The 25,450-nt window shown below is 63.2% G+C and carries 27 protein-coding genes; 7 read left to right on the top strand and 20 right to left on the bottom strand.

Going from position 1 to position 25,450, the window contains the following annotated elements; all coding sequences use genetic code 11:
* Positions 1-15 precede the first annotated feature (15 nt).
* From NKI19_RS06650 to NKI19_RS06635, 4 genes are all read right to left on the bottom strand, one after another.
* Positions 16-630: a hypothetical protein gene (locus tag NKI19_RS06650; RefSeq protein ID WP_352564433.1), complete on the bottom strand. Its 615-nt coding sequence runs from the start codon at positions 628-630 to the stop codon at positions 16-18.
* 73 nt (positions 631-703) lie between these two features.
* Positions 704-1,717, bottom strand: a complete 1,014-nt coding sequence (locus NKI19_RS06645; protein ID WP_352564431.1) for a ribonuclease T2 family protein — start codon at positions 1,715-1,717, stop codon at positions 704-706.
* A 120-nt stretch (positions 1,718-1,837) separates the two neighbouring features.
* Positions 1,838-2,287 (bottom strand): MarR family winged helix-turn-helix transcriptional regulator, encoded by a 450-nt coding sequence (locus NKI19_RS06640; RefSeq protein WP_352564430.1) that lies wholly within the window; start codon positions 2,285-2,287, stop codon positions 1,838-1,840.
* The gene (locus NKI19_RS06635) at positions 2,284-3,186 is read right to left on the bottom strand and encodes an alpha/beta fold hydrolase (protein WP_352564428.1); all 903 of its coding nucleotides are present in this window, start codon (positions 3,184-3,186) and stop codon (positions 2,284-2,286) included. Before NKI19_RS06635 ends, NKI19_RS06640 begins: the two co-directional genes overlap by 4 nt.
* A 146-nt stretch (positions 3,187-3,332) precedes the next feature.
* On the opposite strand from NKI19_RS06635, the gene NKI19_RS06630 reads away from it, so the two are divergent.
* The 3 genes from NKI19_RS06630 (at position 3,333) to NKI19_RS06620 (ending at position 7,168) form a co-directional block, all read left to right on the top strand.
* Positions 3,333-4,268, top strand: a complete 936-nt coding sequence (locus NKI19_RS06630) for an alpha/beta fold hydrolase (protein WP_352564426.1) — start codon at positions 3,333-3,335, stop codon at positions 4,266-4,268.
* Between the two features lie 78 nt (positions 4,269-4,346).
* Positions 4,347-5,522 (top strand): CaiB/BaiF CoA transferase family protein, encoded by a 1,176-nt coding sequence (locus NKI19_RS06625; RefSeq protein WP_352505567.1) that lies wholly within the window; start codon positions 4,347-4,349, stop codon positions 5,520-5,522.
* Complete coding sequence (locus tag NKI19_RS06620) at positions 5,519-7,168, top strand: thiamine pyrophosphate-binding protein (protein WP_352564425.1); 1,650 nt, start codon at positions 5,519-5,521, stop codon at positions 7,166-7,168. The genes NKI19_RS06625 and NKI19_RS06620 overlap by 4 nt, the downstream gene beginning before the upstream one ends.
* A gap of 49 nt (positions 7,169-7,217) precedes the next feature.
* Here the strand turns inward: NKI19_RS06620 and NKI19_RS06615 are convergent, their stop codons facing one another.
* From NKI19_RS06615 to NKI19_RS06595, 5 genes are all read right to left on the bottom strand, one after another.
* Positions 7,218-7,661, bottom strand: coding sequence for a CHRD domain-containing protein (locus tag NKI19_RS06615; protein ID WP_352564540.1), 444 nt, complete (start codon positions 7,659-7,661; stop codon positions 7,218-7,220).
* A 152-nt stretch (positions 7,662-7,813) separates the two neighbouring features.
* Positions 7,814-8,785 (bottom strand): ABC transporter substrate-binding protein, encoded by a 972-nt coding sequence (locus tag NKI19_RS06610; RefSeq protein WP_352564423.1) that lies wholly within the window; start codon positions 8,783-8,785, stop codon positions 7,814-7,816.
* 40 nt (positions 8,786-8,825) lie between these two features.
* Positions 8,826-9,962, bottom strand: coding sequence for an ABC transporter permease (locus tag NKI19_RS06605; protein WP_352564421.1), 1,137 nt, complete (start codon positions 9,960-9,962; stop codon positions 8,826-8,828).
* Positions 9,959-10,837: an ABC transporter permease gene (locus NKI19_RS06600; RefSeq protein ID WP_352564419.1), complete on the bottom strand. Its 879-nt coding sequence runs from the start codon at positions 10,835-10,837 to the stop codon at positions 9,959-9,961. Before NKI19_RS06600 ends, NKI19_RS06605 begins: the two co-directional genes overlap by 4 nt.
* A gap of 451 nt (positions 10,838-11,288) precedes the next feature.
* A complete protein-coding gene (locus tag NKI19_RS06595; protein WP_352564417.1) occupies positions 11,289-12,080 on the bottom strand; it encodes an ABC transporter ATP-binding protein in 792 nt (263 codons plus the stop codon).
* A gap of 158 nt (positions 12,081-12,238) precedes the next feature.
* Here NKI19_RS06595 and NKI19_RS06590 point away from each other — a divergent pair, with 158 nt between their 5' ends.
* The gene (locus NKI19_RS06590) at positions 12,239-12,643 is read left to right on the top strand and encodes a cupin domain-containing protein (RefSeq protein ID WP_023720850.1); all 405 of its coding nucleotides are present in this window, start codon (positions 12,239-12,241) and stop codon (positions 12,641-12,643) included.
* A 35-nt stretch (positions 12,644-12,678) separates the two neighbouring features.
* Here NKI19_RS06590 and NKI19_RS06585 read toward each other — a convergent pair whose 3' ends face one another.
* The 5 genes from NKI19_RS06585 to aptA form a co-directional block, all read right to left on the bottom strand.
* Entirely contained in the window at positions 12,679-13,041 is a 363-nt protein-coding gene (locus NKI19_RS06585) for a hypothetical protein (protein WP_352564415.1), read from the bottom strand.
* 5 nt (positions 13,042-13,046) lie between these two features.
* Positions 13,047-14,498 (bottom strand): dihydropyrimidinase, encoded by a 1,452-nt coding sequence (gene hydA / locus NKI19_RS06580; RefSeq protein ID WP_352564413.1) that lies wholly within the window; start codon positions 14,496-14,498, stop codon positions 13,047-13,049.
* Positions 14,499-14,562: 64 nt separating this feature from the next.
* Positions 14,563-15,813, bottom strand: coding sequence for a Zn-dependent hydrolase (locus NKI19_RS06575; RefSeq protein ID WP_352564411.1), 1,251 nt, complete (start codon positions 15,811-15,813; stop codon positions 14,563-14,565).
* Positions 15,814-15,816: 3 nt separating this feature from the next.
* The gene (locus NKI19_RS06570; protein ID WP_352564410.1) at positions 15,817-16,263 is read right to left on the bottom strand and encodes an endonuclease domain-containing protein; all 447 of its coding nucleotides are present in this window, start codon (positions 16,261-16,263) and stop codon (positions 15,817-15,819) included.
* Between the two features lie 109 nt (positions 16,264-16,372).
* Entirely contained in the window at positions 16,373-17,701 is a 1,329-nt protein-coding gene (gene aptA, locus NKI19_RS06565; protein ID WP_352564408.1) for an omega-aminotransferase AptA, read from the bottom strand.
* A 243-nt stretch (positions 17,702-17,944) separates the two neighbouring features.
* On the opposite strand from aptA, the gene NKI19_RS06560 reads away from it, so the two are divergent.
* On the top strand, positions 17,945-18,586 hold the full coding sequence (locus NKI19_RS06560) for a TetR family transcriptional regulator C-terminal domain-containing protein (protein WP_352564406.1): 642 nt from the start codon (positions 17,945-17,947) through the stop codon (positions 18,584-18,586).
* 65 nt (positions 18,587-18,651) lie between these two features.
* On the opposite strand, the gene NKI19_RS06555 is transcribed toward NKI19_RS06560, so the two are convergent.
* Positions 18,652-19,524, bottom strand: a complete 873-nt coding sequence (locus NKI19_RS06555) for a helix-turn-helix transcriptional regulator (RefSeq protein ID WP_352564404.1) — start codon at positions 19,522-19,524, stop codon at positions 18,652-18,654.
* 105 nt (positions 19,525-19,629) lie between these two features.
* Between NKI19_RS06555 and NKI19_RS06550 the strand changes: the two genes are divergently transcribed.
* Together NKI19_RS06550 and NKI19_RS06545 are read left to right on the top strand one after the other, a co-directional pair.
* The gene (locus NKI19_RS06550; RefSeq protein ID WP_352564403.1) at positions 19,630-20,481 is read left to right on the top strand and encodes an SDR family NAD(P)-dependent oxidoreductase; all 852 of its coding nucleotides are present in this window, start codon (positions 19,630-19,632) and stop codon (positions 20,479-20,481) included.
* The gene (locus tag NKI19_RS06545; protein WP_352564402.1) at positions 20,478-21,200 is read left to right on the top strand and encodes an SDR family oxidoreductase; all 723 of its coding nucleotides are present in this window, start codon (positions 20,478-20,480) and stop codon (positions 21,198-21,200) included. Before NKI19_RS06550 ends, NKI19_RS06545 begins: the two co-directional genes overlap by 4 nt.
* A gap of 28 nt (positions 21,201-21,228) precedes the next feature.
* Here NKI19_RS06545 and NKI19_RS06540 read toward each other — a convergent pair whose 3' ends face one another.
* The 5 genes from NKI19_RS06540 to NKI19_RS06520 form a co-directional block, all read right to left on the bottom strand.
* Entirely contained in the window at positions 21,229-21,606 is a 378-nt protein-coding gene (locus NKI19_RS06540; protein WP_352564400.1) for a DoxX family protein, read from the bottom strand.
* A gap of 61 nt (positions 21,607-21,667) precedes the next feature.
* Positions 21,668-22,126, bottom strand: coding sequence for a carboxymuconolactone decarboxylase family protein (locus NKI19_RS06535; protein WP_352564399.1), 459 nt, complete (start codon positions 22,124-22,126; stop codon positions 21,668-21,670).
* A 13-nt stretch (positions 22,127-22,139) separates the two neighbouring features.
* Positions 22,140-22,658 carry an RrF2 family transcriptional regulator gene (locus NKI19_RS06530; protein WP_352564397.1) on the bottom strand — a complete coding sequence of 173 codons (519 nt, stop codon included), beginning with the start codon at positions 22,656-22,658 and terminating at the stop codon, positions 22,140-22,142.
* A 101-nt stretch (positions 22,659-22,759) separates the two neighbouring features.
* Positions 22,760-24,073 carry an NAD-dependent dihydropyrimidine dehydrogenase subunit PreA gene (gene preA, locus NKI19_RS06525; protein WP_352564395.1) on the bottom strand — a complete coding sequence of 438 codons (1,314 nt, stop codon included), beginning with the start codon at positions 24,071-24,073 and terminating at the stop codon, positions 22,760-22,762.
* 2 nt (positions 24,074-24,075) lie between these two features.
* Entirely contained in the window at positions 24,076-25,440 is a 1,365-nt protein-coding gene (locus NKI19_RS06520; RefSeq protein ID WP_352564393.1) for an NAD(P)-dependent oxidoreductase, read from the bottom strand.
* Positions 25,441-25,450: the final 10 nt, after the last annotated feature.

The following is a 25,450-nucleotide window of genomic DNA, read 5'->3' as shown; positions in this document are numbered from 1 at the left end:
CTTTGCTTGGGGCAATCAGGATTGTTTGCGCCGCTGCCATCCGCCGATCGCAACCGAAACCGCCACCAGCGCGATCGCCAGCCATTTCAACGCGGTAATAATCGGGCCGGCTTCGATATCGTAGGCGATGAACAGAAGGATGCCCGGCACCAACAGGCCGCAGAGCACGAGCGTGATCCGGTTGATCTGCCATGACACTTTTGCCGCAAGCGCCTGGTCGCCGGGCACGGCGACAAGCGCGGCCCGCATTGCCTTCGGCGCGACCAGCGCGGCCGAAAGACGCAGCGAAATCGGCAGGCCGATGCCGATGATCAGGAAGGCGCATGCCGCCAGGAGCAGCGAAAACTTGAGCGCACTGGTTTCGGCCGGTACCGGGAACAGCAGCGCCGCCAGCGGCAGGAAGACACAGAAGATCCCGAGCGCGGCAATGGCGATGAAGATCGCCGCGTTGACCAGCGTGAACAATTGGTACGTGCCGCCGCCGACGGGTTTGGCGAGCGTGGTCATGCGCACCCACTCGACTTCGGAGTAGGAAAAGCCCGGCCATTCCATATGGCCGTCGCGGATCGCCGTCATGCCCTTGGCCCAGAACGCCAGCCGCGCCAGCGCGCCGCTCGTCATGCCACTCATCGCCACCCCCTGCGAATGATACCCGCGGGATCATACCATCCCCGGCGCAAAGCGACAGTCGCGTTCGGCCTGTTTACTGGAACCCGACGGCATCGACCGTGCCCTTCGGGCAGCCGGCCTTGGTTGTCGGCGCCGAGGCAAGCAGCAGGGTACCGAGCGAAGCGTTCGAGGCGATCGGGCCGGTCAGGCCGAGCGTCAGCTCGCCGATCAGCCGCCTGCCGTTCGAAGGATCGATCACGCAGGACACGCGGACCCGGTCGCCCGCGCCTTTGCCGAACGCGCTGTCGAAGGTGCTGCGGATCTGATCGGACGTAAGCTGCTTGCCGATGCTTCTGGTGAAGAGATCGCGCACCGGCGAAGCATTCACCGCGCGCATCAGGTTCAAGGCGTCGGCGAAATACTCCTGCTGGCTCTTGCCGTAGCAGGTGCCGTGCTTGATCCATTCATGCCTTTCGAGGGCGGATGCGGTGCCCGGCATCACCTGGTCGAGTTCCGCTCGCGTATTCGGGTCCAGCGTGACCGGCGGCAAATCCCGCCAGTGCGCTGGATCGTCGTTCGCCTTGTCGCTTGCCGCGACCTGGCAATAGAAATTTCCGTTCGGCTGCGGCCACAACCCATGCAAGGTGAAGTGGGTCGCATCGAAACCGGCGGCGGTCTGCGCCCGGCATTCGGTCTTGCTGGATTTGGTCTCGCAGAAAGCCGGCTGCCAGCTCAGCGCGAAGACATATTCCGGCTTTCCGGACGCCGATGGCTTGTTCGGCTCGGCAGGTGCCGGTGCAGCCGGCATCGCCGACGCATTGCCACCCGAAACATGGCCGCAACTGATCTTGACCCAGCGGCGCTCCGGATCGGCGCCCGGCACCCGAATGAGATAGTGCGTGGGCGCGTCCTTGTTGCCGGCCAGCAGATCGTAGCTCTGGCCAGCCGCAGTCGATATGTTGCCGGGGTTCTTGCCGCTCTTGATCGCCTGCGTTGCCGGACAGGCGGAATCGGCGACGAAAGAGCCGGTCATCTTCACATCGGCCCGCGCCGCGCTTGCGCCAGCAAACGCAAGAAACACCGCCCCCCATATCGCCCAAATCCGCATTCCGGCACTCCTCGTGATTCACGCGGCAAGCTAGAAACTTGCGACATGTCAGAATTACGATTTCTTTCGCCGGCCGTAAAAACAATCGCCAGCGCATTGAGACGGCTCTCGCGTAGTCGATCAGGATCCGCCCGCCTCCACCCGTTCTGTCAGGGTGCGCAGCAGATCAAGCGAGGCTTTCAGCGCGTCGGCGTCCATACCCTCCGAAACGCGGTTCGCCCAAACATGCTGGCGTGTGCCGATATTCTTGACCGCTGCCCAGCCGGTATCGGTTATCGACAACAGCTTGGCGCGGCGATGCGCCGGGTTGTCGGCATAGGCAGCAAGCCCCTCCGCAGCCAGTATGTCGGCCAGCCGCTGTACGCTCTGACGGGCGAGGCCCATGTCGCGGGCGATGGCGGCCACGGATTTCGGCTCCTTCAAAACCGCACCCAAAACCTGCCAGCGCGCTGCCGTCAGCCCGGTTGGAGCGGCCAGCCGGTCGGCCGCATCCAGAAAACTGCCGTTCAGCCTGAACACGGCAAGCACCAGATCGGTGAGCACATTTGCGGCTTCGGTCCTGGTCGTCATTTCTGGCCGGCCTCGATGGTCGCGACGAAATTGTTGACGGCTTCGGCTACGACCTCGGGCTTGTCGAGCATCACCCAATGGCCGCTGCCCGCCACGATCTGGCGCGGAATGTCCGTGCGCAGCCGGTAGAGCGCGACTGGAGTGTCACTAGCCTCGGTAGCCAATACGAACATCGGCCCGCGATACGCATTGAGTGCCGGCTCCGAGTTCCATTCGGCCAGTGCCTTGCCGACACCTGCCCTCGCCGCCGGATCGACCACTGCCGCATCGGCCAGAACACGCTGGCGAACAGCCGCGTTAGGGCCGGCAATCGACGTGTAGTAGGCGTTCAGGACATCGCGGCCTTGCGGACCGGCCAGATCGCGGACAAAGCCGTCACGAATCGCCTGCGGCAGCGCACGAGGATCGGTCGCCGGGTCGACGAGCAAGACACCGGCGACCCGGTCGGCATGGCTGGCGGCATAAGCGAGCGCCACGCCACCACCGCCGCTGTGCGCGACAATGAGAAACCGCTTCAGGCCAAACGCGTCGGCCACGGCGCCGACATCCATTGCACGGCCGTCATAGCCATAGTCACCGTCCTGCGCCGGCGCGGAGGCGCCATGGCCGCGAAAATCGAAGGCTACCGCCTCGCGGCCTTCGACGGAGAGCTGCATCACCCGGTCCCAGTGGGAAGCGCGGCTGCAATCTCCATGCAGGAACATGATCGGCAGGCCATTGCCGGCGTTGATCCTATAAGTGGCAAGCTGGCCTTGCGGGCCCGGAACGGTGGACGTCATCATGGTGATCTCCCTGGTTTCCTGACTGAACGCAGCAATCCCTGGCAGCAGGGTGGCCGTCGTAAAGGCGAAGGCCGCCAGCAAGATTGCACGCCGCGAAATGGCCCCGGTGGTTTTCATAGTCATATCCCCAATCTGCTGCTGACCATTTGACAGCATGCTGTCATGCAATCACATTGACAGCATGCTGTCAACTGCGGCCGAATGGGCACCGTCCCTTGACGTCGATCGCTGCGTCGCCCAACAGTCGCCGACGGGAGCGAGACATGCCATTTGACGAGCAGAGGATGCTGGCATCGCCGACCGGCGCCGAGCTCAACCTTTATGTGAAACACGCCATCGGCCAACCGCGCGCAGTCATCCAGATCAATCACGGACTGGCCGAGCACGCCGCGCGCTATGCCCGCTTCGCCGCTTTCCTCGGCGAGCGCGGCTACCAGGTCTACGCGCACGACCACCGTGGCCATGGCGCCACCAAGGCGCCGGACGCGCCACCCGGCAGGTTCGCCGATGCGGATGGCGGCGCCAAGGTCATCGCCGATGTCGCCGCCGTCCACGATCTGATCGCCACGGAACGGCCCGGCCTGCCGGTCATCGTCTTCGGCCATTCCTTGGGCGCGTCGGTCGCACTGAACTTTGTTCTCCGCCACTCGGCGCGCATCCACGCCGCCGCGATCTGGAACGGCAATTTCTCGGCCGGACTGCTCGGCCAAATCGCGCTGGGCATGCTTGGTTGGGAAAAGTTCCGGCTTGGCTCAGACGTGCCGTCGCGCCTGCTGCCCCGGCTGACGTTCCGGGCCTGGGGCAAGGCCGTGCCCAATCACCGGACGCCGTTCGACTGGCTGTCGCGCGATGCCATAGAAGTCGAGAAATACATCGCCGACCCGCTTTGCGGCTGGGATGCGTCGGTGTCGATGTGGCAGGACATCGTCAAGATGACGCTGCATTGCGGCAGCGACAGCAATTTTTCCGGCGTGCGGCGCGACCTGTCCGTCAACCTGGTCGGAGGCGAGCACGATCCGGCCTCGGACGGCGGCAAGGCGGTCAGCCATCTTGCCGGCCGAATGCACATGATGGGCTTTTCGAATCTCGTGTCAAAGGTTTACGCCAAAACCCGCCACGAAAGCCTGAACGAGATCAACCGAGACATCATCATGGAGGATTTTGCCGCCTGGGCCGACCGCGTGCTGAGGGCACAGTGATACTGGCCCATTGCAAGGGCCGTGACAGCGGCGCGCGGGATTGATAGAGGCTGCGCTTTCGATCAACCACGGTGATCCATGACTGAGCCTCCGCTCAAAGGCATCCGCGTCATCGAACTCGCACGTATCCTCGCCGGGCCATGGGCCGGGCAGCTGCTTGCCGACCTCGGCGCCGACGTGATCAAGGTCGAAAGCCCGGACGGCGGCGACGACACCCGCAAATGGGGACCGCCCTTTGTCATCGGCCATGACGGCGAGAACCTTTCGGCCGCTTATTACCATTCCTGCAACCGCGGCAAGCGCTCCATCGCCATCGACTTCTCGACGCCCGAGGGCGCCGAGACGGTGCGCCGGCTGGTCGCGACATCGGACGTGCTGATCGAAAACTTCAAGGTCGGCGGGCTTAAGAAATACGGCCTCGACTATGACAGCCTGAGGAAAATCAACCCACGGCTGATCTATTGCTCGATCACCGGTTTTGGCCAGTCGGGACCGTATGCGCCGCGTGCCGGCTATGATTTCATCATCCAGGGCATGGCCGGCATGATGTCGATCACCGGCGAAGCCGGCCGCGAACCGCAGAAGGCCGGCGTCGCTATTTCAGATGTTTTCACCGGGCTTTATTCGGTCATCGCCATCCAGGCGGCGCTTCGCCATGCCGAGAAGACCGGCGAAGGCCAGCATATCGACATGGCGCTCTACGACACCCAGATCTCGACGCTCGGCAACCAGAACCTCAACTATCTCGTCTCCGGACAGTCGCCGGTGCAGATGGGCAATGCGCATATGAACATCGCGCCCTACGAAGTGGTGCCGGTGAAGAATGGCCACATCATCCTGGCGGTCGGCAATGACGGCCAGTTCGCAAAGTTCTGCGCTGCCGTCGGCCTCGACGAGCTGGCGTCGAACCCTGACTTCGCCACCAATCCCGCCCGCGTCGCCAACCGGGCAAAGTTGCGCGAGCACATGATCGAGGCGCTGAAAGCCTTCGATCGCGACCCGCTGCTGGCCAGGCTCGAAGCCGCCGGAGTGCCGGCCAGCCCGATCAACAACATCGGCCAGATGTTTGCCGACCCCCAGACCATCGCGCGAGGCATGCGGCTCGACCTCGATGACGGCCATGGCAATCTCTTGCCCTCGGTCCGGGCGCCGATGGTCATGTCCGGCACGCCACTGGTCTATGAGCGCCCGTCGCCGCGTCTCGGCGAACACACCGAAGAAATCCTTGCCGAACTGGAGAGGTCAGGAAAATGAAGACCGGCGGACAACTCATCGTCGATGCGCTCGAAGCCAACGGAACGGACCATATCTATTGCGTACCTGGCGAATCCTATCTGGCGGTGCTCGACGCGCTGCATGATTCGCCGATCCGCACTATCGTCTGCCGCCAGGAGGGCGGCGCCGCAATGATGGCCGACTGCCATGGCCGCCTGACCGGCAGGCCCGGCATCTGCTTCGTCACCCGCGGCCCCGGCGCCACCAATGCCTCGGCCGGCATCCACATCGCCATGCAGGATTCGGTCCCCCTCATCCTGTTCATCGGCCAGGTCGCCAGCCACGCCAAGGGGCGCGAGGCCTTCCAGGAGGTCGACTACGTCAGGTTCTTCGGCGATATCGCCAAATGGGTGGTCGAGATCGACGACGCCGCACGCATCCCCGAATTCGTCACACGCGCTTTTTCGGTGGCGACCTCCGGCCGCCCGGGCCCGGTCGTCATCTCGCTGCCCGAGGACATACTGACCAGCCTCGCCGAGGCACCGGAAGCCCAGCATTACACCCCTGTCGAGACGCGGCCTGGCGAAGCCGACCTCGACGCGCTGGACGTGTTGCTCAACAAGGCAAAGCGGCCCTTCGTCATCCTTGGCGGCACGCGCTGGGACGCGCAGGCCGTTGCACAGATGCGGACGATAGCCGAAGCCTGGTCGCTGCCGGTCGGCTGTTCCTTCCGCCGCCAGATGCTGTTCGACCATCTCCACCCGAACTATGCCGGCGATGTCGGCATCGGCATCAATCCCAAAGTAGCAACCGCCATCAAGCAGGCCGACCTTGTACTGCTCATCGGCGGCCGCATGGGCGAGATGCCGTCATCCGACTACACGCTGTTGAAGAGCCCCTACCCCGACCAGACGCTGGTCCATATCCATGCCGACGCCGGCGAGCTCGGCCGCGTCTACCGGCCGGCGCTGGCGATCAATGCCTCGCCTGCCGCTTTCGTCGAAGCCTTTGCCAAACGCAAGCCGGCCGCAACGCCGGTGTGGGCGGCGGAGGCAGCGAAGCTGCACGCCGCCTATCTCGACTGGTCGACGCCTCCGGAGAGCGGCCCCGGCGCCGTGCAGATGGGGCCGATCATGAATTATCTCGAAACGATGCTGCCGGACGACGCCATCCTCACCAACGGTGCCGGCAACTACGCCACCTGGGTACATCGTTACCATCGCTTCCGGCATTTCGGCACGCAGGCAGCACCCACATCCGGCTCGATGGGTTACGGCACGCCGGCGGCGGTCGCCGCCAAGCAGCTTTTCCCCGACCGCGACGTGATTGCCTTCGCCGGCGACGGCTGTTTCCTGATGAACGGCCAGGAATTCGCCACCGCCGTGCAATACGGGCTGCCGATCATCGTCATCGTCGTCAACAATGGCATCTACGGCACCATCCGCATGCATCAGGAGCGCGAATATCCCGGCCGTGTCGTCGCCACGGATTTGACGAATCCGGATTTCGCCGCTCTTGCCCGCGCTTACGGCGGCCATGGCGAGACGGTGGAAAAGACCGCCGACTTCGCCGCGGCCTTCGAGCGAGCGCGGGCCAGCGGCAAGCCGTCGATCATCGAGATCAGGCTCGACCCCGAGGCGATTACGCCGATGCGGACAATGACCCAGATACGGGAAAAGTCATGATCCGGTAGAGGGGCGGTCGCCCGCCCCTCTATCGGCAGAATGACCGGCGCTACATCGCCTTCTCGATTTGACCCCGGATCTCACCGTCGGCGTGGGCCGCGGTGTGGATATTGACGTAATATTTGCCAGCCTCCAGGTCGGTGGCCTGGGCATCGGTCAATGTCGCCGAACCCTTGATCGGGCTCTTCAGCTTGCCTTCGAACGGCACCACCGGGTCGGCGTTTTCACCCTTTGCCGCCGGGCCGTGAATGTGTGCGGCCTTCGCCGGTCCGCTGAGACCGGAATATCTCACGGTCCAGCTAAGTTTCTTGGTGGCGGTGTTGAACCTGAGCGTGGCGGTGCCCTTGCCCTTCGTGGTGACGGGCGGGTTCTGTTGAGCACCATCGAGCGTCGCCGTCATCTTTATAGTTTCGGCCAAGGCCGGTGAAGCAGAGAAGATGGCTGCAGAAATGGCCAGCGCCGAAAGCATCGGCGTGAAGGACTGGATGCGCATGGAAAACCTCCGTTGTGACACCCTTGAGGCGGATGCACTGGCACAACGATTTTGCGAGCGGATGTTTCCGCCGGTAACGTTCATTTTACATCCCACTAAAAGGGGCGGTCGCCCGCCCCTTTTCGTCTTCCAACAGAGCCTGCTTGATAGCTCTATTTGATGGCCTTGTCGGTGATCGCCGTCGTGTAGGCGCCGGTAGGCTCCTTGCTGATGATCTTCTGGTCAAGCAGCGCCTTGGCGGTGCGCTCGTAGGTCGCCGGATCGAGCTTGCCATCGGCATTGTCGATCAGCTTGGCGACTTCGCCCATCATCCGCTTCTGGTGGTTCTCGTCCTGGCCGCCATTGTCCATGACGATGCCGGCCGCCTCGTCGGAATTGTCGACGGCGTATTTCCAACCCTTCATCGAAGCGCGCACAAAACGCACCATCTTGTCCTCGAAGGCCGTATCCTTGAGCTTGTCCTCCAATGCATAGAGCCCGTCTTCGAGCAGATCATTGCCCATGGCGGAATAGTTGAAGACGGTCAGCTCTTCCGGCTTGTAGCCGGCGTCGATGAGCTGCCAGTATTCGTTGTAGGTCATGACCGAAATGCAATCCGCCTGCTTCTGGATCAGCGGCTGCACGTCAAAGCTCTGCTTGAGCACGGTGACGCCGTCCGGCCCGCCATCGGTCTTGAGGCCAAGCTTGTTCATCCAGGCATAGAACGGATACTCGTTGCCGAAGAACCAGACGCCGAGAGTGTGGCCCTTGAAGTCGGCTTCGGTCTTGATCGGGCCGTCCTTCGGGCAGACCAGCTCCATGCCGGCCTTCTTGAACGGCTGGGCGATGTTGACCAGCGGCACGCCCTTCTCGCGCGCAGCCAGCGCACCGCCCATCCAGTCGACGATGACGTCGGCGCCGCCGCCGGCAATAACCTGCTCCGGTGCAATGTCCGGGCCGCCGGGCTTGATGTCGACGTCGAGGCCCTCGGCTTCATAGAAACCCTTGGCCTTGGCGACATAATAGCCGGCGAACTGTGCCTGGGTGACCCATTTCAGCTGCAGCGTCACCTTGTCTGCGGCCATCGCCTGGAACGCGGCAAGCGACATCGCGCCGGCCAGCATCGAAACAACAAGTCTTTTCATGTTTTTACCCTCTGAAGTTAGCGCCCTAAACCCACCGCCCCTATCCACCACGGACAGAGGGATGCCAAAACGTGATTGCTCTCTCGAAAAGAGCGACCACGCCATAAAAGACCGAACCCGCAAGTGCTGCAACTGCGATTTCCGCCCACACCATGTCGATGTTCATCCGCCCGACTTCCGTCGAAATGCGGAATCCCATGCCGACCACCGGCGTGCCGAAGAACTCGGCGACGATGGCGCCGATCAGCGCCAGCGTCGAATTGATCTTCAACGCATTGAAGATGAAGGGTGCCGCCGCCGGCAGCCGCAGCTTGAACAGCGTCTGCCAGTAGCTCGAGGCATAGGTGCGCATCAGGTCGCGCTCCATATGGCCGGAGGCGGCAAGCCCGGCGACGGTGTTCACCAGCATCGGGAAGAAGGTCATGATGATGACCACCGCTGCCTTCGACTGCCAGTCGAAGCCGAACCACATGACCATGATCGGCGCGACACCGATGATCGGCAGCGCCGACACCATATTGCCGATCGGCAGAAGCCCGCGCCGCAGGAACGGCACGCGGTCGGCGGCGATGGCAACGAGGAAGCCGGCGCCGCTGCCCACCACATAGCCGAAGATGACCGCCTTGAAGATGGTCTGCCTGACATCGGCCCCCAGCACCGGCAGCGAGCCGACGATGCGTGCACCGATGGCGCTTGGCGGCGGCAACAGGATGAAGGGAATGCCGGCACCACGCGTCACCGCTTCCCAGATGATCAGGATCCAGGCGCCGAAGATGGCCGGTATGATCAGGCGCAGGGCGGTTGACGCCCAGCGCGAAATCGGGCGAAACGACGACAAGACCGTTACGCAGCGCCAGGCCAAAAACCACGCCGCGACGAGCAGCAGATAGAAGGATGCGCGAGCGCTGCCCTCATTGCCGGTTATGCCGGCGAGCAGCATCCACGCTGCGCCATGCGCGCCAAGGAACAGCAACACCACCCCTATCATCGGTGGAAAGTTGTCGGCCTCGATTGCCACGAGCAGCAAAATGAAAATCAAAACCGTAGTCGCCATGCCGTAACCGGGCGTAGCACTGACGAGCGGCCAAAGAAGCAGCGCGCCGACAAGCAGGACAAGCGCGGCATAACCTTGCCAGGATCGGGGGGTGATTGAGGAAAGGCTCAGGAGCGAGCTCATGCCGGCCTCCCGCCCATGGCGCGGTCGACTAGGCGCCCGGCAATGCCGACCAGCATAACCAGCAGCGCCGCCACCACGGAGCCGGCAACCAGAGCCGACCAGATGTCGATGGTCTGGCTGTAATAGGCGCCGGCGAGCAGTTTGGCGCCGATGCCGGCGACGGCACCGGTCGGCAGCTCGCCGACGATGGCGCCAACCAGGCTGGCGGCCACAGCCACCTTCATCGAGGTGAACAGGAACGGCACCGAAGCCGGCACCCGCAATTTCCAGAAGGTCTGCGAGGGGCTGGCATTATAGGTGTGCATCAGGTCGAGATGGGTGAGCTCGGGCGAGCGAAGCCCCTTCACCATGCCAACCGCCACAGGGAAGAACGACAGATAGGTCGAGATCAGCGCCTTCGGGATAAGCCCGGTGATGTCGACCGCCGCCAGCACGACAATGATCATCGGCGCCACCGCCAGGATCGGAATGGTCTGCGAGGCGATGATCCACGGCATCAGGCTGCGGTCGAGCGTCGCCACATGCACGATGCCGACGGCGATGACGATGCCGAGCGCTGTGCCGAAGGCAAAGCCGAGCAGCGTCGACGACAGCGTTACCCAGGCATTGTAGACCAGGCTCCGGCTTGAGGTGATACTGCGCAAAAAGGTGTTTTCGAAGAAATTCACCGCCACCTGATGCGGCGCCGGCAGCGTCGGCTTCGGCTGCGCCAGCGTCTTGCCGATGAATTCCACAACGCCCGGCGTCTGATTGGCGCGGCGGTCGAGATCGCGCTGGAACGGCGCGTTGAGGATGACCGCCATGACGTACCAGACGACGACCACGCCCAGGAGGATCGAGGTCACCGGAACGAGCTTGTCACGGAAGGAATCCATCTAGAAGGCCTCGCCGGATACGCGCCCTCCTCTCCCCAGCGGGGAGAGGGTGGCCGGAGCGAAGCGGAGGCCGCGTACTTTCGCCCCGGCAATCGTTTCTTTCGTCCTCCAAAGGCGGAGCAGCCGCGAAGCGGCGCATATCGAGAGCGCGGCCAACCACGCTTTCGTCATCCTAGGGCGGAGCAAGGAGCGAAGCGACGCGGCGCAGACCCTAGGATCCATGCCGTTACCTTCCCGCTCCGCAAGGATGCGGAACATTGCTCCCTCTCTGGAGGGAACAGCGCCCGTGGCTTGCCCGGCGCTTATTCTCGACTGTTTGCGCCCTTCGGCCGACGTCGCGGCATGGATCCTAGGGTCTGCGCACGCCGCTTCGCGGCGGCTCCGCCCTAGGATGACGAAGGCGCGGATGGCCGCTTCGTCGTTAGGCGAAGCCGGAATCCTGTCCTGCGCCTCAATCATCATAGCTGTGTCCCGCCCTCAGCCCGTCGCGCACGCGTGCCGCGATGGCCAGGAACTCCGGCGTCTCGCGGATATCGAGCGGCCGCTTTTTCGGCAGCGTCGATTCTATGACATCGCTGACACGCCCCGGGCGAGGCGACATGACGACAATGCGCGTCGACAGATAGACCGCCTCGGGGATCGAATGGGTGACGAAGCAGATAGTCTTGTTGGTCCGCTCCCAAAGCTCCAGCAGCTGTTCGTTGAGGTGGTCGCGCACGATCTCGTCGAGCGCGCCAAAAGGTTCGTCCATCAACAAAAGGTCGGCGTCGAAGGCGAGCGCCCGCGCGATCGAGGCGCGCTGCTGCATGCCGCCCGAAAGCTGCCAGGGGTATTTCTTCTCGAAGCCGCTGAGGTTGACGAGGTCGAGGGTTCGCTTGATGCGCGCCGCCTGCTCCGCCCTGGACAGGCCCATGATCTCCAGCGGCAGGGCCACATTGCGCTCGATCGTGCGCCATGGATAAAGTGCGGCCGCCTGGAAGACATAGCCATAGGCGCGGCTCTGGCGCGCCTGCTCGGGCGTCATGCCGTTGACGGAGATGGCTCCCGATGTCGGCTTCTCCAGATCGGCGATGACGCGCAGCAACGTCGTCTTGCCGCAGCCGGACGGCCCGATGAAGGACACGAATTCGCCCTTGCCGATGGTCAGGTCGACATTCGACAGCGCCTGCACCGGACCATCATTGGTCTGGAAGGTCAGGCCAAGCTTGCTTGCCGAAACAACGGCTGGCGATGCTCCCGTCATCGGCCGAAGCCTGTCGCTTCCGGCCACTGCCGCGGCCGGAAGCCCATTGATTTTACCCCGATGTTGTTTTCCACTCGACCAGTCCTACTTGCCCCGGTTCTATTCGCCCCGGTCCTACTCGCCCTTACCCCATCAGATAGACGCCCGGAGTTGCCCCGATGTCGCCCAAACCGACTTGCCATCTTATCCGCCCTGAAAGCTCTTATGAAGGCAAGCAGGGCCTGAGCTATTTCGCCGGTATCGCCGCCGAAACAGTCGGGTCGTCCGGCATCTGCATGCATCTGCTGACCATGCCGCCGGGCGCCCGCGCCAAGGCGCATATGCACGAAAACCATGAAACCGCGATCTATGTGCTCTCCGGCGAGGTCCATACCTGGTATGGTGACCGGCTCGAACAGCATATCGTGGTCAAGGCCGGCGATCTTTTCTATATTCCCCCCGGCGTCCCGCATCTGCCGGCCAATCTCAGCGACAGCCCCGCCTCGGCGGTCATTGCCCGCACTGACCCCAACGAACAGGAAAGCGTCGTCCTGCTGCCGGAACTGGACGGGTTGGTCGCCTGAGGCCGGCATCGAGGCAGCGGCCGTCATCGGCACCGTCACGAACATGATTTCAGCGGCCCTATCTCCTCAAGGCCGGGAATGGTCACGAAGAAACCGTCCCCTCCTCTGTTGATGACCTTGACGACATCCGTGGTGGTGCCCTCCTCGCCCTCGGCGAAACAGGTGGAGCTCAACAACAGGGTGCCAGGCGCCGTCGTCAATCGCTGTGCGAACTGGCAGCCGCTGCCATAGGTTTCGATGCCGTCGGCGGTCAGCACAACATAATCGTCGCTGTCCTGATAACCGAGCCGTACACCAGCGCAACCGACCTCATTGCCAAAGGAACCGGCAAGGACGTCAGCCGCCGGCCCGGCGGCAAGGATCACCGCGGCCATCGAGATAATCGCTGTCTGGCTCACCAAGCTCAAACGCCCGTCGCCGGGATGCCCGTCCGTTCCACCTTGCGCGGCGCGGAAATCTCCTTCCAGGTCGACAGTGCCCGGTTAACAGCCGCGTTCGGCTCGCGAGCAACGAACTCGCCATGGCCGGGCTTTGCCTTCACTTCGTTTTCCTCGATCGACAGTTCGCCGCGCGAGAAGACGAAGCGCGGCAGGCCGGTTACCTCAAAACCTTCGAAGACGTTGTAGTCGATCACCGACTGCTGCTTCTTGGCCGTAATCTTCTTCTTGGCGCTGGGGTCCCAGACGAGGATGTCGGCGTCCGCGCCTTCGACGATGGCGCCCTTCTTCGGATACATGTTGAGGATCTTGGCGATGTTGGTCGAGGTCACCGCGACGAACTCGTTCATCGTCAGCCGGCCGGTTTTGACGCCGGTCGTCCACAGCACCGGCAAACGATCTTCGAGCCCGCCCGTGCCGTTCGGAATCTTGGTGAAGTCGCCGACGCCGTTGCGCTTCTGTTTGGTGGTGAAGGCACAATGGTCGGTCGCCACCACTTGCAGCGAGCCGGCCTGCAGGCCGGCCCACAGCGAATCCTGGTGCAATTTGTTGCGGAAGGGCGGGCTCATGACGCGGCGCGCCGCATGGTCCCAGTCCTTGTTGAAATATTCGCTCTCGTCCAGCGTCAGGTGCTGGATCAGCGGCTCGCCGAATACCCGCATGCCCTTCTGGCGCGCCCGGCGGATGGCTTCGTGCGCCTGCTCGCAGGAGACATGCACGACATAGAGCGGCACGCCGGCCATGTCGGCGATCATGATGGCGCGGTTGGTCGCCTCGCCTTCGACTTCCGGCGGCCGCGAATAGGCGTGTCCCTCCGGGCCGCTGTTGCCCGCCGCCAGCAGCTTTTGCGACAGCGCCGCCACCACGTCGCCATTCTCGGCATGGACCAGCGGCAGCGCGCCAAGATCGGCGCAGCGCTGGAACGACGAATAAAGCTCGTCGTCGTCGACCATCAACGCGCCCTTGTAGGCCATGAAATGCTTGAACGAGGTAATGCCCCTGTCGACGACGGTGGCCATCTCGTCGAACACCTGCTTGCCCCACCAGGTGATTGCCATGTGGAAGGAATAGTCGCAGGACGCCTTCGAGGTCTTGTTGTCCCACATCTGCAGGGCCTCGAGCAGAGACTGCTGCGGCGCCGGCAGACAGAAATCGACGACCATCGTCGTGCCGCCGGCAAGGGCGGCGCGTGTACCGCTCTCGAAATCGTCGGCCGAATAGGTGCCCATGAACGGCATTTCGAGATGGGTATGCGGGTCGATGCCGCCCGGCATCACATAGCAGCCGCTGGCGTCGAACTCATGGTCGCCATGCAGGTTCGAACCGATGGCAACGATCTTGCCGTGCTGCATCAGCACATCGGCCTTCCATGTGCGGTCGGCGGTGACGATCGTGCCATTCTTGATGACTTTGGACATTTTCTTGTTCCCTTATTCTCTTCGCGCTTCTTGCGAGCGGCGTTGCGAGGCGGCAGCTACCCCATCATTCGACAATCACCGCCGTGTCGACCACCGCGTGGAACAGCACGTCGGCGCCGGCCGCTGCCCATTCCTTGGTGATTTCCTCGGCCTCGTTGTGGCTGAGACCGTCGACGCAGGGGCACATCACCATTGCGGTGGGTGCGACGCGGTTGATCCAGCAGGCGTCATGGCCGGCGCCGGAGACGATATTGCGATGCGTATAGCCCAGGCGCTCCGCCGCATCCCGCACAGCCTTGACGCAGCCCGCGTCGAAGGTGACCGGGTCGAAATGGCCGACCTGATCGATTTGATATTTGATGTCGAGCGCGTCACAGATCGTGTCGATGCCTTCGCGGATGCGGCCGTCCATAGCGTCCAGCACCTTCTTTTCCGGCGAGCGGATGTCGATGGTGAAGACGGTGCGGCCGGCGATGATGTTGCGCGAGTTCGGATAGACCTCCATATGGCCGACCGCGCCGACGGCGTCGGGTTGGTAGTCCATGGCGATCTCGTGCACCAATTCGATCACCCGCGCCATGCCGAGCCCGGCATTGCGCCGCTTCGGCATCGGCGTCGAACCGGTATGCGCCTCCTTGCCGGTCAGCGTCACCTGCAGCCATTTCAACCCTTGCCCATGGGTGACGACACCAATGTCGATACCCTCGTCCTCGAGGATCGGGCCCTGCTCGATATGCAATTCGAAGAAGGCGTGGATCTTGCGCTCGCCGACTTTCTCGGTCCCCTTCCAGCCGATCCGTTCGAGCTCCTCGCCGAATTTCTTGCCGTCCTTGTCGACATGCGAATAAACGTCGGCCTGATCGAGCACGCCGGCGAAAACGCCGGACGCCATCATGGCCGGCGCAAAGCGCGCGCCTTCCTCGTTGGTCCAGTTGGTGACGACGATCGGGTGCTTTGTCTTGATGCCGAGATCGTTTAGCGAGCGCACGACCTCCAGCCCGCCGAGCACGCCGAGCACGCCGTCATACTTGCCGCCGGTCGGCTGGGTGTCGAGATGGCTGCCGACATAGACCGGCGGCAGGCTGGGATCGGTGCCTTCGCGACGGGCAAACATCGTGCCCATCTCGTCGACGCCCATTTCGAGCCCCGCCTCATCGCACCAGCGCTTGAACAGGTGCCGCCCTTCGCCGTCCTCGTCGGTAACGGTCTGGCGATTGTTGCCGCCGGCAATGCCAGGGCCGATCTTCGCCATCTCCATTATCGAATCCCACAAACGGTCTGAATTGATTCGCAGATTCTCGCCGGGGGCGGCCATATTCTAAAACCTCATCGGTTGCGGCACGCCAGCGTCCCCCTCCCCCTCGAGGGGAGGGTGGCCGCGAAGCGGTCGGGTGGGGTCGGCTGACATGCGCGCGACCTTCTCCTTGACCACCTGTGCGACATGCCAAGCGCTGTTTATGACATCGGGCTCATCGACGCGAAAGATATCGAACCCAAGCGATCGCAGATAGGCATCACGGACGGCGTCGTGCCGTTTGCCCTTCTCCTGTTCGTGCAGATCACCATCGACTTCAACGACCAGCTTTACCGCGAGGCAGGTAAAGTCGACGATGTAAGGCCCGATCGGACACTGGCGGCGGAATTTCATCCCGGCCGATTTCAATTCGCGCAGTTCATACCAAAGCAGCGATTCGCCTTTGGTCGCATGAACCCGAAGCGCGCGCGCCTTTTGGCGCATTTCGAAGCTCACGCGGGTCCGCGGCATCACAGGCACCTACGCGGCCGAAGGTCAGGTTGGCGCGCTGCCGCACCGACCCCACCCGGCCGCTTCGCGGCCACCCTCCCCTCGAGGGCGAGGGAAAGCTGCGCCTGGTTCAATCCACCGCCCTCAGCACTTCGCGCACATGGTCGATCAATTCGTTGATCTGGCCTTTGGTGATGATCAGCGGCGGCGACAGCGCGATGATGTCGCCGGTGGTGCGGATCAATGCACCGCGCTCGAACGCCTTGACAAAGGCCGAGAAAGCCCGCTTCGTCGGCTGGCCGGCGATCGGCGCCAGCTCGATTGCACCGATCAGGCCGATGTTGCGGATGTCGATGACGTTCGGCTCGCCCTTCAGCGAGTGCAGCGCGTCCTCCCAGTACGGCGCCACTTCCTCGCCGCGCGTCAGCAGCCCCTCTTCCTTGTAGGTGTCGAGCGTGCCCAGCGCCGCCGCGCAGGCGATCGGATTGCCTGAATAGGTGTAGCCGTGGAAGAACTCGATCATGTGCTCGGGCCCGGTCATGAAGGCGTCGTGGATTTCCTTCTTCACGAACACCGCGCCCATCGGGATGACGCCGTTGGAGACGCCCTTCGCCGTGGTCATGATATCCGGCGTGACGCCGAAATAGTCGGCGGCAAACGGCGTACCGAGACGGCCGAAACCGGTGATGACCTCATCGAAAATCAGAAGAATGCCGTGCTTGGTGCAGATCTCGCGCAGCTTCTGCAGATAGCCCTTCGGCGGCAGGATGACGCCGGTGGAACCGGCAACCGGCTCGACGATGACGGCGGCGATGGTCGAGGCGTCGTGCAGTGCGACGATGCGCTCCAGCTCGTTCGCCAGTTCCGCGCCATGCTCGGGCACGCCCTTGGTGAAGGAGTTCTTTTCCGGCAGATGCGTGTGTGGCATGTGATCGACGCCGCCGAGCAGTGTGCCGAACAACTTGCGGTTGGTGACGATGCCGCCGACCGAGATGCCGCCGAAATTGACGCCGTGATAGCCGCGTTCGCGGCCGATCAGACGGGTGCGCGAACCCTCGCCTTTTACGCGGTGATAGGCGATCGCCATCTTCAGCGCGGTCTCGACCGATTCCGATCCGGAATTGGTGAAGAACACATGGTCCATGCCCTTCGGCGCGATATCGACCAGCCGGTTCGCCAGCTCGAACACGATCGGGTGGCCCATCTGGAACGCCGGCGCATAGTCGAGCTCGGCCGCCTGGCTCTGGATCGCCTCGGTGATCTTTGGGCGGCAGTGGCCGGCATTGACACACCACAGGCCGGCGGTGCCGTCGAGAACCTTGCGCCCGTCGCTGGTCGTGTAATGCATGTCCTTGGCCGACACCATCATGCGCGGCGCCTGCTTGAACTGCCGGTTTGCCGTGAACGGCATCCAGAATGCACTGAGATCGTTCGGCGTGACTTTCAGCCGGTTGGACATGACCAAGACTTCCCCTTGTAACCTGTTTCGGTGCGGCTAACGCCTGGTCTTTCCAACACTTGGTCTTTGCTGTGTTTTCGTGCTACGCAAATTTTTGACCGGTTGGACAAACGTTAGCACCGCTCTATCAGCGGTCAAGGGATTACTAGCGGAAATGCGGCTTTCGAAGTGCGCTCCACAGGGCGGAGAAAAACTGGTCCAGAGAATTGGTCCAGACGCTCCTCGCAGCGAAGGTTTTTCGAGGTGACGGGAGCGGTCGAAAGCTCCACTCCTCGCCGCACCCGCATCCAGCTGGAAAAGCGCGAGCTCATCCTCGAAGCGGCGCTCGAAGTCTTTTCGACCAATGGTTTTCGCGGCTCGACCATCGACCAGATCGCCGAAGCCGCCGGCATGTCGAAGCCGAACCTGCTCTATTATTTCCGCCGCAAGGAGGACATCCACAAGACGCTGATGCAGCGGCTTCTCGACACCTGGCTGGCGCCGCTGCGCGAACTCGACGATATCGGCGACCCCTTGACCGAACTGCGCAGCTACATCCGGCGCAAGCTCGAAATGGCGCGCGATTTCCCGCGCGAGAGCCGGCTGTTCGCCAACGAGATCCTGCAGGGCGCGCCGCGCATCATGCCGATGCTGGAAGGCGAGTTGAAGACGCTGGTCGACGAGAAAGCCAATGTCATCAAGGGCTGGATGCGCGCCGGTAAGATTGCCCGCACCGACCCCTGGCACCTGATCTTCTCGATCTGGGCGACGACGCAGCATTATGCCGATTTCGACGTCCAGGTCCGCGCCGTGCTCGGCCCCGACCGCGGTGGCGACGGCCGCTTCGAGGATGCCGCAAGGTTTCTCGAGCAACTGTTCATCGACGGGCTGAAGCCGAAAGGCTGACGACCATGATCCCGAAAAGTGGAAGCCGGTTTTCGGACAAGATCATGGTCAAACAAAGATAGGGTTCACGCGCTGCGCCGCTCGGCCGGAAGCGTCTCCAGCAGCTGTTCGAGCTTGGCGATCGAGTTCTGCTCGGCGAGCGGCGTGTAGACGATCAGCTTCATATCCGAGCCGTCGTCGATCGACAGGCTCATATGCTCGAAAGCCATGGCGCCCGCTATCGGGTGCCGGACATGCTTCACTCCCGATAGGTTGCGGGCCACGTCGCGCAACGGCCACCAGGCGCGAAACTCCGGGCTCGAGCGCGTCATCAGCGCGATCAGCCGCTCGAAATCCGGATCGCCGACATATCTGGCGCTTTCTGCCCGGAATGACGCCAGCACGGCACGCGCCAGTTCCTCCCAGTCGACGAGCAGGCGCCGATGCTGCGGGCTGGTGAAAACCATGTGGACGATGTTACGGGAATCGCCCTCCAGCAAACCATAGTCGCCGAACACGGCTGCCGCGGCAGAGTTCCAGGCCAGCACATCCCAGCGCCGCCCAAGGACATAGGCCGGCTGCAGGACCAGGCACTGCAGCATGTGCAGCAACGGACTATCGACCTTTTCCGGCGCGTCGACGCGACGCTCCGGCTGCGGTCGGCCGGCAAGGATGAACAGATGCCGCTGCTCGGCCGCGTCCAGGCGCAGCGCCCGGTTGAGTGCGGTCAGCACTTCCACCGACGGCCGAACGTCACGACCTTGCTCCAGCCAGGTGTACCAGGTCGTACCGACGCCGGCGATCATCGCCACCTCCTCGCGCCGCAGCCCGGGCGTGCGCCGGCGCAACCCCGTCGAGATGCCGGTGGCCGAAGGCGTCAGCCTTTCGCGCCGCGAGCGCAGGAAGGCGCCAAGCTCGCGGCGGCGGCTGTCTTCGGCGGAGTGCGTGGTGGAATCCATCGGCGCTATTATAGCAGTATCGATACCAGGATAAAGTTTGAACTGTTTGGCAAGTGGCTGGTGCCCCATCTTTCCGCTCAGAGCGATGAGATGGAGGCTCTGAACATGGAACTGACAGACAAGACAATCCTCATCACCGGGTCGACCGACGGCGTCGGCCGCGTCGTCGCGCAAAGGCTCGGCGCTGGCGGCGCCCGCATCCTGGTGCATGGCCGCGACGCGACAAGGGGCAAGGCGATCGTGGCCGAAATCGAAGCCGCCGGCGGCAAGGCCGAGCTGCTCGTCGCCGATCTCTCCTCCCTGGCGGAAGTCCGCCGCCTCGCGGAGGCCGTGAGCGCAAGGACCAAGCGGCTCGAAATCCTCATCAACAATGCTGGCGTCGGCACCGCCGGTCCCAACTCCAAACGACAAGTCAGTGCCGACGGCTACGAACTGCGCTTTGCTGTCAATTATCTCGCCGGCTTCCTGCTCACCATGGAGCTGCTGCCGCTGCTCAAGGCCAGCGCGCCGGCGCGCATTGTCAACGTCGCCTCGGCCGGCCAGCAGGCGATCGATTTCGACGACGTCATGCTGACCCGCTCCTATGACGGCGTCCGTGCCTACTGCCAGAGCAAGCTGGCGCAGATCATGTTCACCATCGATCTGGCGGAGCAGCTGAACGGCACCAATGTGACCGTCAACAGCTTGCATCCCGCAAGCTACATGAACACCACGATGGTGCGGCAGGCGGGCATCACGCCGTGGAGCTCGGTCGAAACCGGCGCCGAAGCCATCACCAACCTCGCCACATCGCCGGCACTCGAAGGGCGAAGCGGCCTCTATTTCGACGGCCAAAGAGAATCCCGCGCCGATGCGCAAGCCTATGACGCAAAGGCAAGGCAGCAGTTGCGCGAATTGAGCCTCGGCCTTGTCGGGCTCGCACCCGCTTCCGCAACATCGAAGAAGGAAAATTCATGACCGAGAAAACCTATCACACCGTCGTCGTCGGCGGCTCCTCCGGCATCGGCCTCGCCACCGCGAAAGAGCTGCTCGGCCTGGGGATGAAGGTGACGATGACCGGGCGCAACCAGGAAAGGCTCGACAACGCATGGCAAAGCCTTGGCGGTGCGGTCGAAAAAGCTGCCTTCGATGCCGCGAAACCGGACGAGGTTCGCCGGTTCTTCAGCGACCTCGGCCCTTTCGATCACCTGGTGCTGGCCGCCAGCGGCGGCAAGGGGCTCGGCCCGTTCGAAACGCTTGACCTGACCGACATCGGCGGTGGCGTCGACGAGAAGGTCCGGCCACAGCTCTCCTGCCTGCAGGCGGCCTTGCCGACACTGAACAAGAGTGGCTCGGTGACTTTCATCTCGGCGGTGTCGGCGCAATTGTCGGCGCCGGGTGTCGCCGGCATCGCCGCCGTCAACGGCATGCTGCTGACCGTGGTGCCGATCCTGGCAATGGAGCTGAAGCCGTTACGCGTCAATGTCGTGGCACCGGGTGTCATCGACACGCCATGGTGGGATTTTCTGCCCGATGGGCAGCGGCAGGCGGTGTTTGCCGAGTATGCCGGCAAGACGCCGGTCGGCCGTATCGGTCGCGCCGAGGACGTCGCCGAGGCGATTGCGTTCCTGGTTTCGAACAGTTTCGTTACCGGCCAGGTCCTGACCTGTGATGGCGGCTTGCGGTATGCGGCGTAACGCGGCTACCTCGACGCGATGATCGCTGTCAAAGCGATTGCGCGATCAGCGCCAGAAATCCTCCGGTCAGCGCGACGTTGCCGACAAAACCGTTGATGCGGGACGCGCGCTCCGGGCCCTGATGATTCCAGAAGTTATGAAACATCGGCGTGGCAACGATCAGGAACAGGATCAGGCACAGAGCGGCGGCAGCGGTCCAGATGCCCACAATCACCAGTGCTCCGGCGACCATCTGCAGGACTATCCCCAGCCACAGCACCAGCCGTGCCTGCGGCACGCCGCGCGTCGTCATCAATTGGCTCACCAATGCCGCGTTCTGAACGTTGCGCAGGCCGGCAAAGACAAAGGCGCCGCCAAGCAGCAAGCGGGCGGCGAATAGTATCTCACTATCAAAGTTTGAAAACATGCTGTCAGGTCCTTGGGCAGAAAAGAGGCGCGCGGCGCAAGGCTGCGCGCCTGGTCCATGCTCAAGCGGCCAAGACCGCTGGCATCGGATGGATTGCATGGAACGGAACGCAAAGCCGGTTCCAGGTGTTGATCATGCCGAGCGCAACCGAGAGCTTGACCAGTTCCTCTTCCGAGAAATGCTCAAGCGTCCTTGCATAGAGTTCGTCCGACACACCGTTGTCGGCGATCCTGGTCAGCGCGTCGGTCCAGGCGAAGGCTGCGCGTTCGCGCTCCGAAAACAGCGGCGATTCCTTCCAGGCGGAGACCAGATAGAGCCGCTGCTCGCTTTCGCCGTCGCGGCGCGCTTCGCGGCTGTGCATCTCGACGCAATACGAGCAGCCGTTGATCTGCGACGCCCTGAGCTTGATCAGATGCAACAGGCTTTTTTCGAGCCCGCATTCGTCGACTGCCTTGTTGAGCGCCGACACCGCCTTCATGATCTCCGGCGCCGCGCCGAAAAATTGCAGCCTCTGTTTCATCGTCTGTAGCCTTTCATGCTTGCTTGGTTGAACTTGATTTCTGCGGCCGCTGGTGGCGCCCGACGAAGGCGCAGTTGGCCGCGACCGAACGGGGATCGGCATCGGCCGTGTATTCCGCAACGATGTCGGACAGCCGGGCGTCGGCGAGCGCGGCGCGATAGGCACGTTCGGCCTTCAGCATTGCCACGTTGATGCCGCAGGGTTTGACATAGACCGAGGCATCGAGCTTCGCCGGGCCGCGCTGGCGGATTTCGGCGCAGCGGAAGGCCGGTTCGCGCCCCTCGACGGCCAGTACGATATCGAGCAGCGTTATGCGTTCCGCCGGCCGTGCCAGCCGGTAGCCGCCGGACGGCCCCGGCACCGATTCCAGAATGCCCGACGCTGTCAGCGCGTTGAGATGCTTTAGCAGATAGCTCGGCGACAGCCCGAACGCTTCGGCCATGGCAGCACCCGGCAAGGTCGCGGCGCCATCAACGCCGGCAAGCATCGCGGCGCAGTGGATGGCCGCTTCGACGCCTTCGCCCAGCTTCATTTCGCTCTCCCATTCATGGATATAGATTATCGTGGATAGTTTTTATCCGCAATAGGAAAATTAAAAAGCGGCGCCCGTGAACGCCGCTTTTTTTCGCAATGCTACTCCGCCGCCACCTTGGCCATCGGATTGTTCGGATGCGTCGTCCAGTTGGCATAGATCGGCGATACCGGCTTGCCGGTGCGCTGGTCCATCACGCCGGCCGCCAAAGGCTCCATGGTGATGCAGTTCTCGACCGGACAGACATTGACGCAGAGATTGCAGCCGACGCATTCGGCCTCGATCACTTCGAAATGCCTGACGCCGTCGACCATGCTGGTGATCGCCTGGTGCGAGGTGTCCTCGCAGGCGATGTGGCAGCGGCCGCATTTTATGCAGGCGTCCTGGTCGATGCGCGCCTTGGCGATGTAATTGAGGTTGAGGTACTGCCAGTCGGTGACGTTGGGCGTTGCGCGGCCGATGATGTCGTCGAGCGAGGCATGGCCCTTCTCGTCCATCCAGTTTTCCAGGCCGGCGATCATCTCCTGCACGATCTTGAAGCCATAGGTCATCGCCGCAGTGCACACCTGCACATTGCCGGCGCCGAGCGCCATGAACTCGGCGGCGTCACGCCAGGTGGTGATGCCGCCGATGCCGGAGATCGGCAGGCCATGCGTTTCAGGGTCGCGCGCGATCTCGGCCACCATGTTCATGGCGATCGGCTTCACCGCCGGACCGCAATAGCCGCCATGCGAACCCTTGCCGTCGATCGTCGGCTCCGGTGCGAAACTATCGAGATTGACGCCGGTGATCGAATTGATGGTGTTGATCAGCGACACCGCATCGGTGCCGCCGGCAAGGGCAGCGCGTGCCGGCTTGCGTATGTCGGTGATGTTCGGCGTCAGCTTGGTGATCACCGGCATACGGGTGTTGGCCTTGCACCAGCGCACCACCATTTCGATGTATTCCGGCACCTGGCCGACGGCGGCACCCATGCCGCGTTCCGACATGCCGTGCGGGCAGCCGAAATTGAGCTCTATGCCGTCGGCGCCGGTCTCCTCGACCACCGGCAGGATCGCCTTCCAGGCATGCTCCTCGCACGGCACCATCAGCGAGACGACGATCGCCCGGTCGGGCCAGTCCATCTTGACCTGCTTGATCTCGCGCAGATTGACCTGCAGGTCGCGGTCGGTAATCAACTCGATGTTGTTCAGGCCAAGCAGGCGACGATCTGCGCCCCAGATGGCGCCATAGCGTGGCCCGTTGACGTTGACCACCGGTGGGCCCTCTTCGCCCAGCGTCTTCCAGACGACACCGCCCCAGCCGGCCTTGAAGGCGCGGATGACGTTGTAGGCCTTGTCGGTCGGCGGCGCCGACGCCAGCCAGAACGGGTTCGGCGATTTGATGCCGACGAAATTATTGCGGATGTCTGCCATGCTCATGCCCTCCCGTTCGAGGTCAATGCCCGATGAATGCCTTCCGCAGCATCGCGGCCTTGCGCGACGGCCGAGACTGTCAGGTCGTCGCCGCCAAAGATGCAGTCGCCGCCGGCCCAGACGTTTGGCAGCGAGGTGCGGCCTTCGGCGTCGACCTTGATGCGGCCGGCTTCCAGCGCGATCTCCGCACCGCTGCCGTTGAGCGCAGCTGGGACAAAGCTCTGGCCGATCGCCTTGAACACTTGGTCGGCAGTCAGCGTCAGCCGCTCGCCGGTGCCGACGAGCCTGTCGCCGTCCATCGCGGTGTATTCGAGCTCGATCGCCGACACCTTGCCAGCGTCGGCAATGACCCGCTTCGGCTGCAACCAGTGCCGGATGATGACGCCGTTGGCGGCAGCCAGATCCTGCTCGAATTCGGAAGCATTCATGTGCTCAGGGCCGCGCCGATAGCAGATCGTCACCTCTTCGGCTCCGAGCAGCTTCGATTGCACCGCCGCGTCGATCGCCGTCATGCCGCCGCCGATGACGACAACACGCCGGCCGACCGGCAGGCTGGCCAGATCACTGGCCTGACGAAGCTCGGCAATGAACTCGACGGCATTGGTGACGCCTTGCGCCTCCTCGCCATCCGCTCGCAAGGCATTGACGCCGGCAAGCCCCATGCCGAGGAACACCGCATCGTAGTTCCTGGTCAGGTCCGACAGCTGGTAGTCACGGCCGAGCGCCTTGCCGTTCTGGATGTCGATGCCGCCGATGGAGGTGACATAGTCGACTTCGGCCTGGGCGAAATTGTCGACGCTCTTATAGGCCGCGATACCGTACTCATTGAGGCCGCCGGGCTTCGGGCGGGCTTCCAGGATGGTCACGTCGTGACCGTGGCGGGCAAGCCGATGCGCGGCCGCAAGCCCGGCCGGTCCGGCGCCGACCACGGCGACCGTCTTGCCGGTCGGTTCGGAGCGCTTGTAGAACTGCTTGTTTTCGGCCATCGCGACATCGGTGGCGTAGCGCTGAAGGCGACCAATCTGCACCGGCTTGCCTTCTGCCACCTCGCGCACGCAGACCTCTTCGCACAGCGTCTCGGTCGGGCAGACGCGGGCGCACATGCCGCCCAAAATGTTCTGATCGAAAATAGTCTTGGCTGAGCCGATCGGATTGCCCGTCGAAATCTGGCGAATGAACAGCGGGATGTCGATCGAAGTCGGGCATGCATTCATGCACGGCGCGTCATAGCAGAAATAGCAGCGGTCGGACTCGACCAGCGCCTCGTGATGATCGAGCGGTGGATGCAGGTCGGCAAAATTATCGGCATATTGCTCCGGCGAGAGCCGCCCGCCGGCAATGCCTTGCTTGAACTGGCCTTCTGGCATCGTCAGTTCC

This window comes from Mesorhizobium sp. M0751 (assembly GCF_040320265.1).
Taxonomy (GTDB): domain Bacteria; phylum Pseudomonadota; class Alphaproteobacteria; order Rhizobiales; family Rhizobiaceae; genus Mesorhizobium.
This window is presented reverse-complemented; position numbering and strand designations above follow the sequence as displayed.

Coding starts and splice junctions, on each gene's coding strand:
- NKI19_RS06520 (WP_352564393.1), bottom strand. CDS start 25,440: ATGCCAGAAGGCCAGTTCAAGCAAGGCATTGCCGGCGGGCGGCTCTCG.
- hydA (WP_352564413.1), bottom strand. CDS start 14,498: ATGTCCAAAGTCATCAAGAATGGCACGATCGTCACCGCCGACCGCACA.
- NKI19_RS06610 (WP_352564423.1), bottom strand. CDS start 8,785: ATGAAAAGACTTGTTGTTTCGATGCTGGCCGGCGCGATGTCGCTTGCC.
- NKI19_RS06595 (WP_352564417.1), bottom strand. CDS start 12,080: ATGACGGGAGCATCGCCAGCCGTTGTTTCGGCAAGCAAGCTTGGCCTG.
- preA (WP_352564395.1), bottom strand. CDS start 24,073: ATGGCAGACATCCGCAATAATTTCGTCGGCATCAAATCGCCGAACCCG.
- NKI19_RS06635 (WP_352564428.1), bottom strand. CDS start 3,186: ATGAAAACCACCGGGGCCATTTCGCGGCGTGCAATCTTGCTGGCGGCC.
- NKI19_RS06625 (WP_352505567.1), top strand. CDS start 4,347: ATGACTGAGCCTCCGCTCAAAGGCATCCGCGTCATCGAACTCGCACGT.
- NKI19_RS06640 (WP_352564430.1), bottom strand. CDS start 2,287: ATGACGACCAGGACCGAAGCCGCAAATGTGCTCACCGATCTGGTGCTT.
- aptA (WP_352564408.1), bottom strand. CDS start 17,701: ATGTCCAACCGGCTGAAAGTCACGCCGAACGATCTCAGTGCATTCTGG.
- NKI19_RS06540 (WP_352564400.1), bottom strand. CDS start 21,606: ATGTTTTCAAACTTTGATAGTGAGATACTATTCGCCGCCCGCTTGCTG.
- NKI19_RS06570 (WP_352564410.1), bottom strand. CDS start 16,263: ATGCCGCGGACCCGCGTGAGCTTCGAAATGCGCCAAAAGGCGCGCGCG.
- NKI19_RS06535 (WP_352564399.1), bottom strand. CDS start 22,126: ATGAAACAGAGGCTGCAATTTTTCGGCGCGGCGCCGGAGATCATGAAG.
- NKI19_RS06545 (WP_352564402.1), top strand. CDS start 20,478: ATGACCGAGAAAACCTATCACACCGTCGTCGTCGGCGGCTCCTCCGGC.
- NKI19_RS06590 (WP_023720850.1), top strand. CDS start 12,239: ATGTCGCCCAAACCGACTTGCCATCTTATCCGCCCTGAAAGCTCTTAT.
- NKI19_RS06630 (WP_352564426.1), top strand. CDS start 3,333: ATGCCATTTGACGAGCAGAGGATGCTGGCATCGCCGACCGGCGCCGAG.
- NKI19_RS06600 (WP_352564419.1), bottom strand. CDS start 10,837: ATGGATTCCTTCCGTGACAAGCTCGTTCCGGTGACCTCGATCCTCCTG.
- NKI19_RS06615 (WP_352564540.1), bottom strand. CDS start 7,661: ATGCGCATCCAGTCCTTCACGCCGATGCTTTCGGCGCTGGCCATTTCT.
- NKI19_RS06530 (WP_352564397.1), bottom strand. CDS start 22,658: ATGAAGCTGGGCGAAGGCGTCGAAGCGGCCATCCACTGCGCCGCGATG.
- NKI19_RS06645 (WP_352564431.1), bottom strand. CDS start 1,717: ATGCGGATTTGGGCGATATGGGGGGCGGTGTTTCTTGCGTTTGCTGGC.
- NKI19_RS06550 (WP_352564403.1), top strand. CDS start 19,630: ATGGAACTGACAGACAAGACAATCCTCATCACCGGGTCGACCGACGGC.
- NKI19_RS06620 (WP_352564425.1), top strand. CDS start 5,519: ATGAAGACCGGCGGACAACTCATCGTCGATGCGCTCGAAGCCAACGGA.
- NKI19_RS06650 (WP_352564433.1), bottom strand. CDS start 630: ATGAGTGGCATGACGAGCGGCGCGCTGGCGCGGCTGGCGTTCTGGGCC.
- NKI19_RS06575 (WP_352564411.1), bottom strand. CDS start 15,813: ATGGCCGCCCCCGGCGAGAATCTGCGAATCAATTCAGACCGTTTGTGG.
- NKI19_RS06605 (WP_352564421.1), bottom strand. CDS start 9,962: ATGAGCTCGCTCCTGAGCCTTTCCTCAATCACCCCCCGATCCTGGCAA.
- NKI19_RS06555 (WP_352564404.1), bottom strand. CDS start 19,524: ATGGATTCCACCACGCACTCCGCCGAAGACAGCCGCCGCCGCGAGCTT.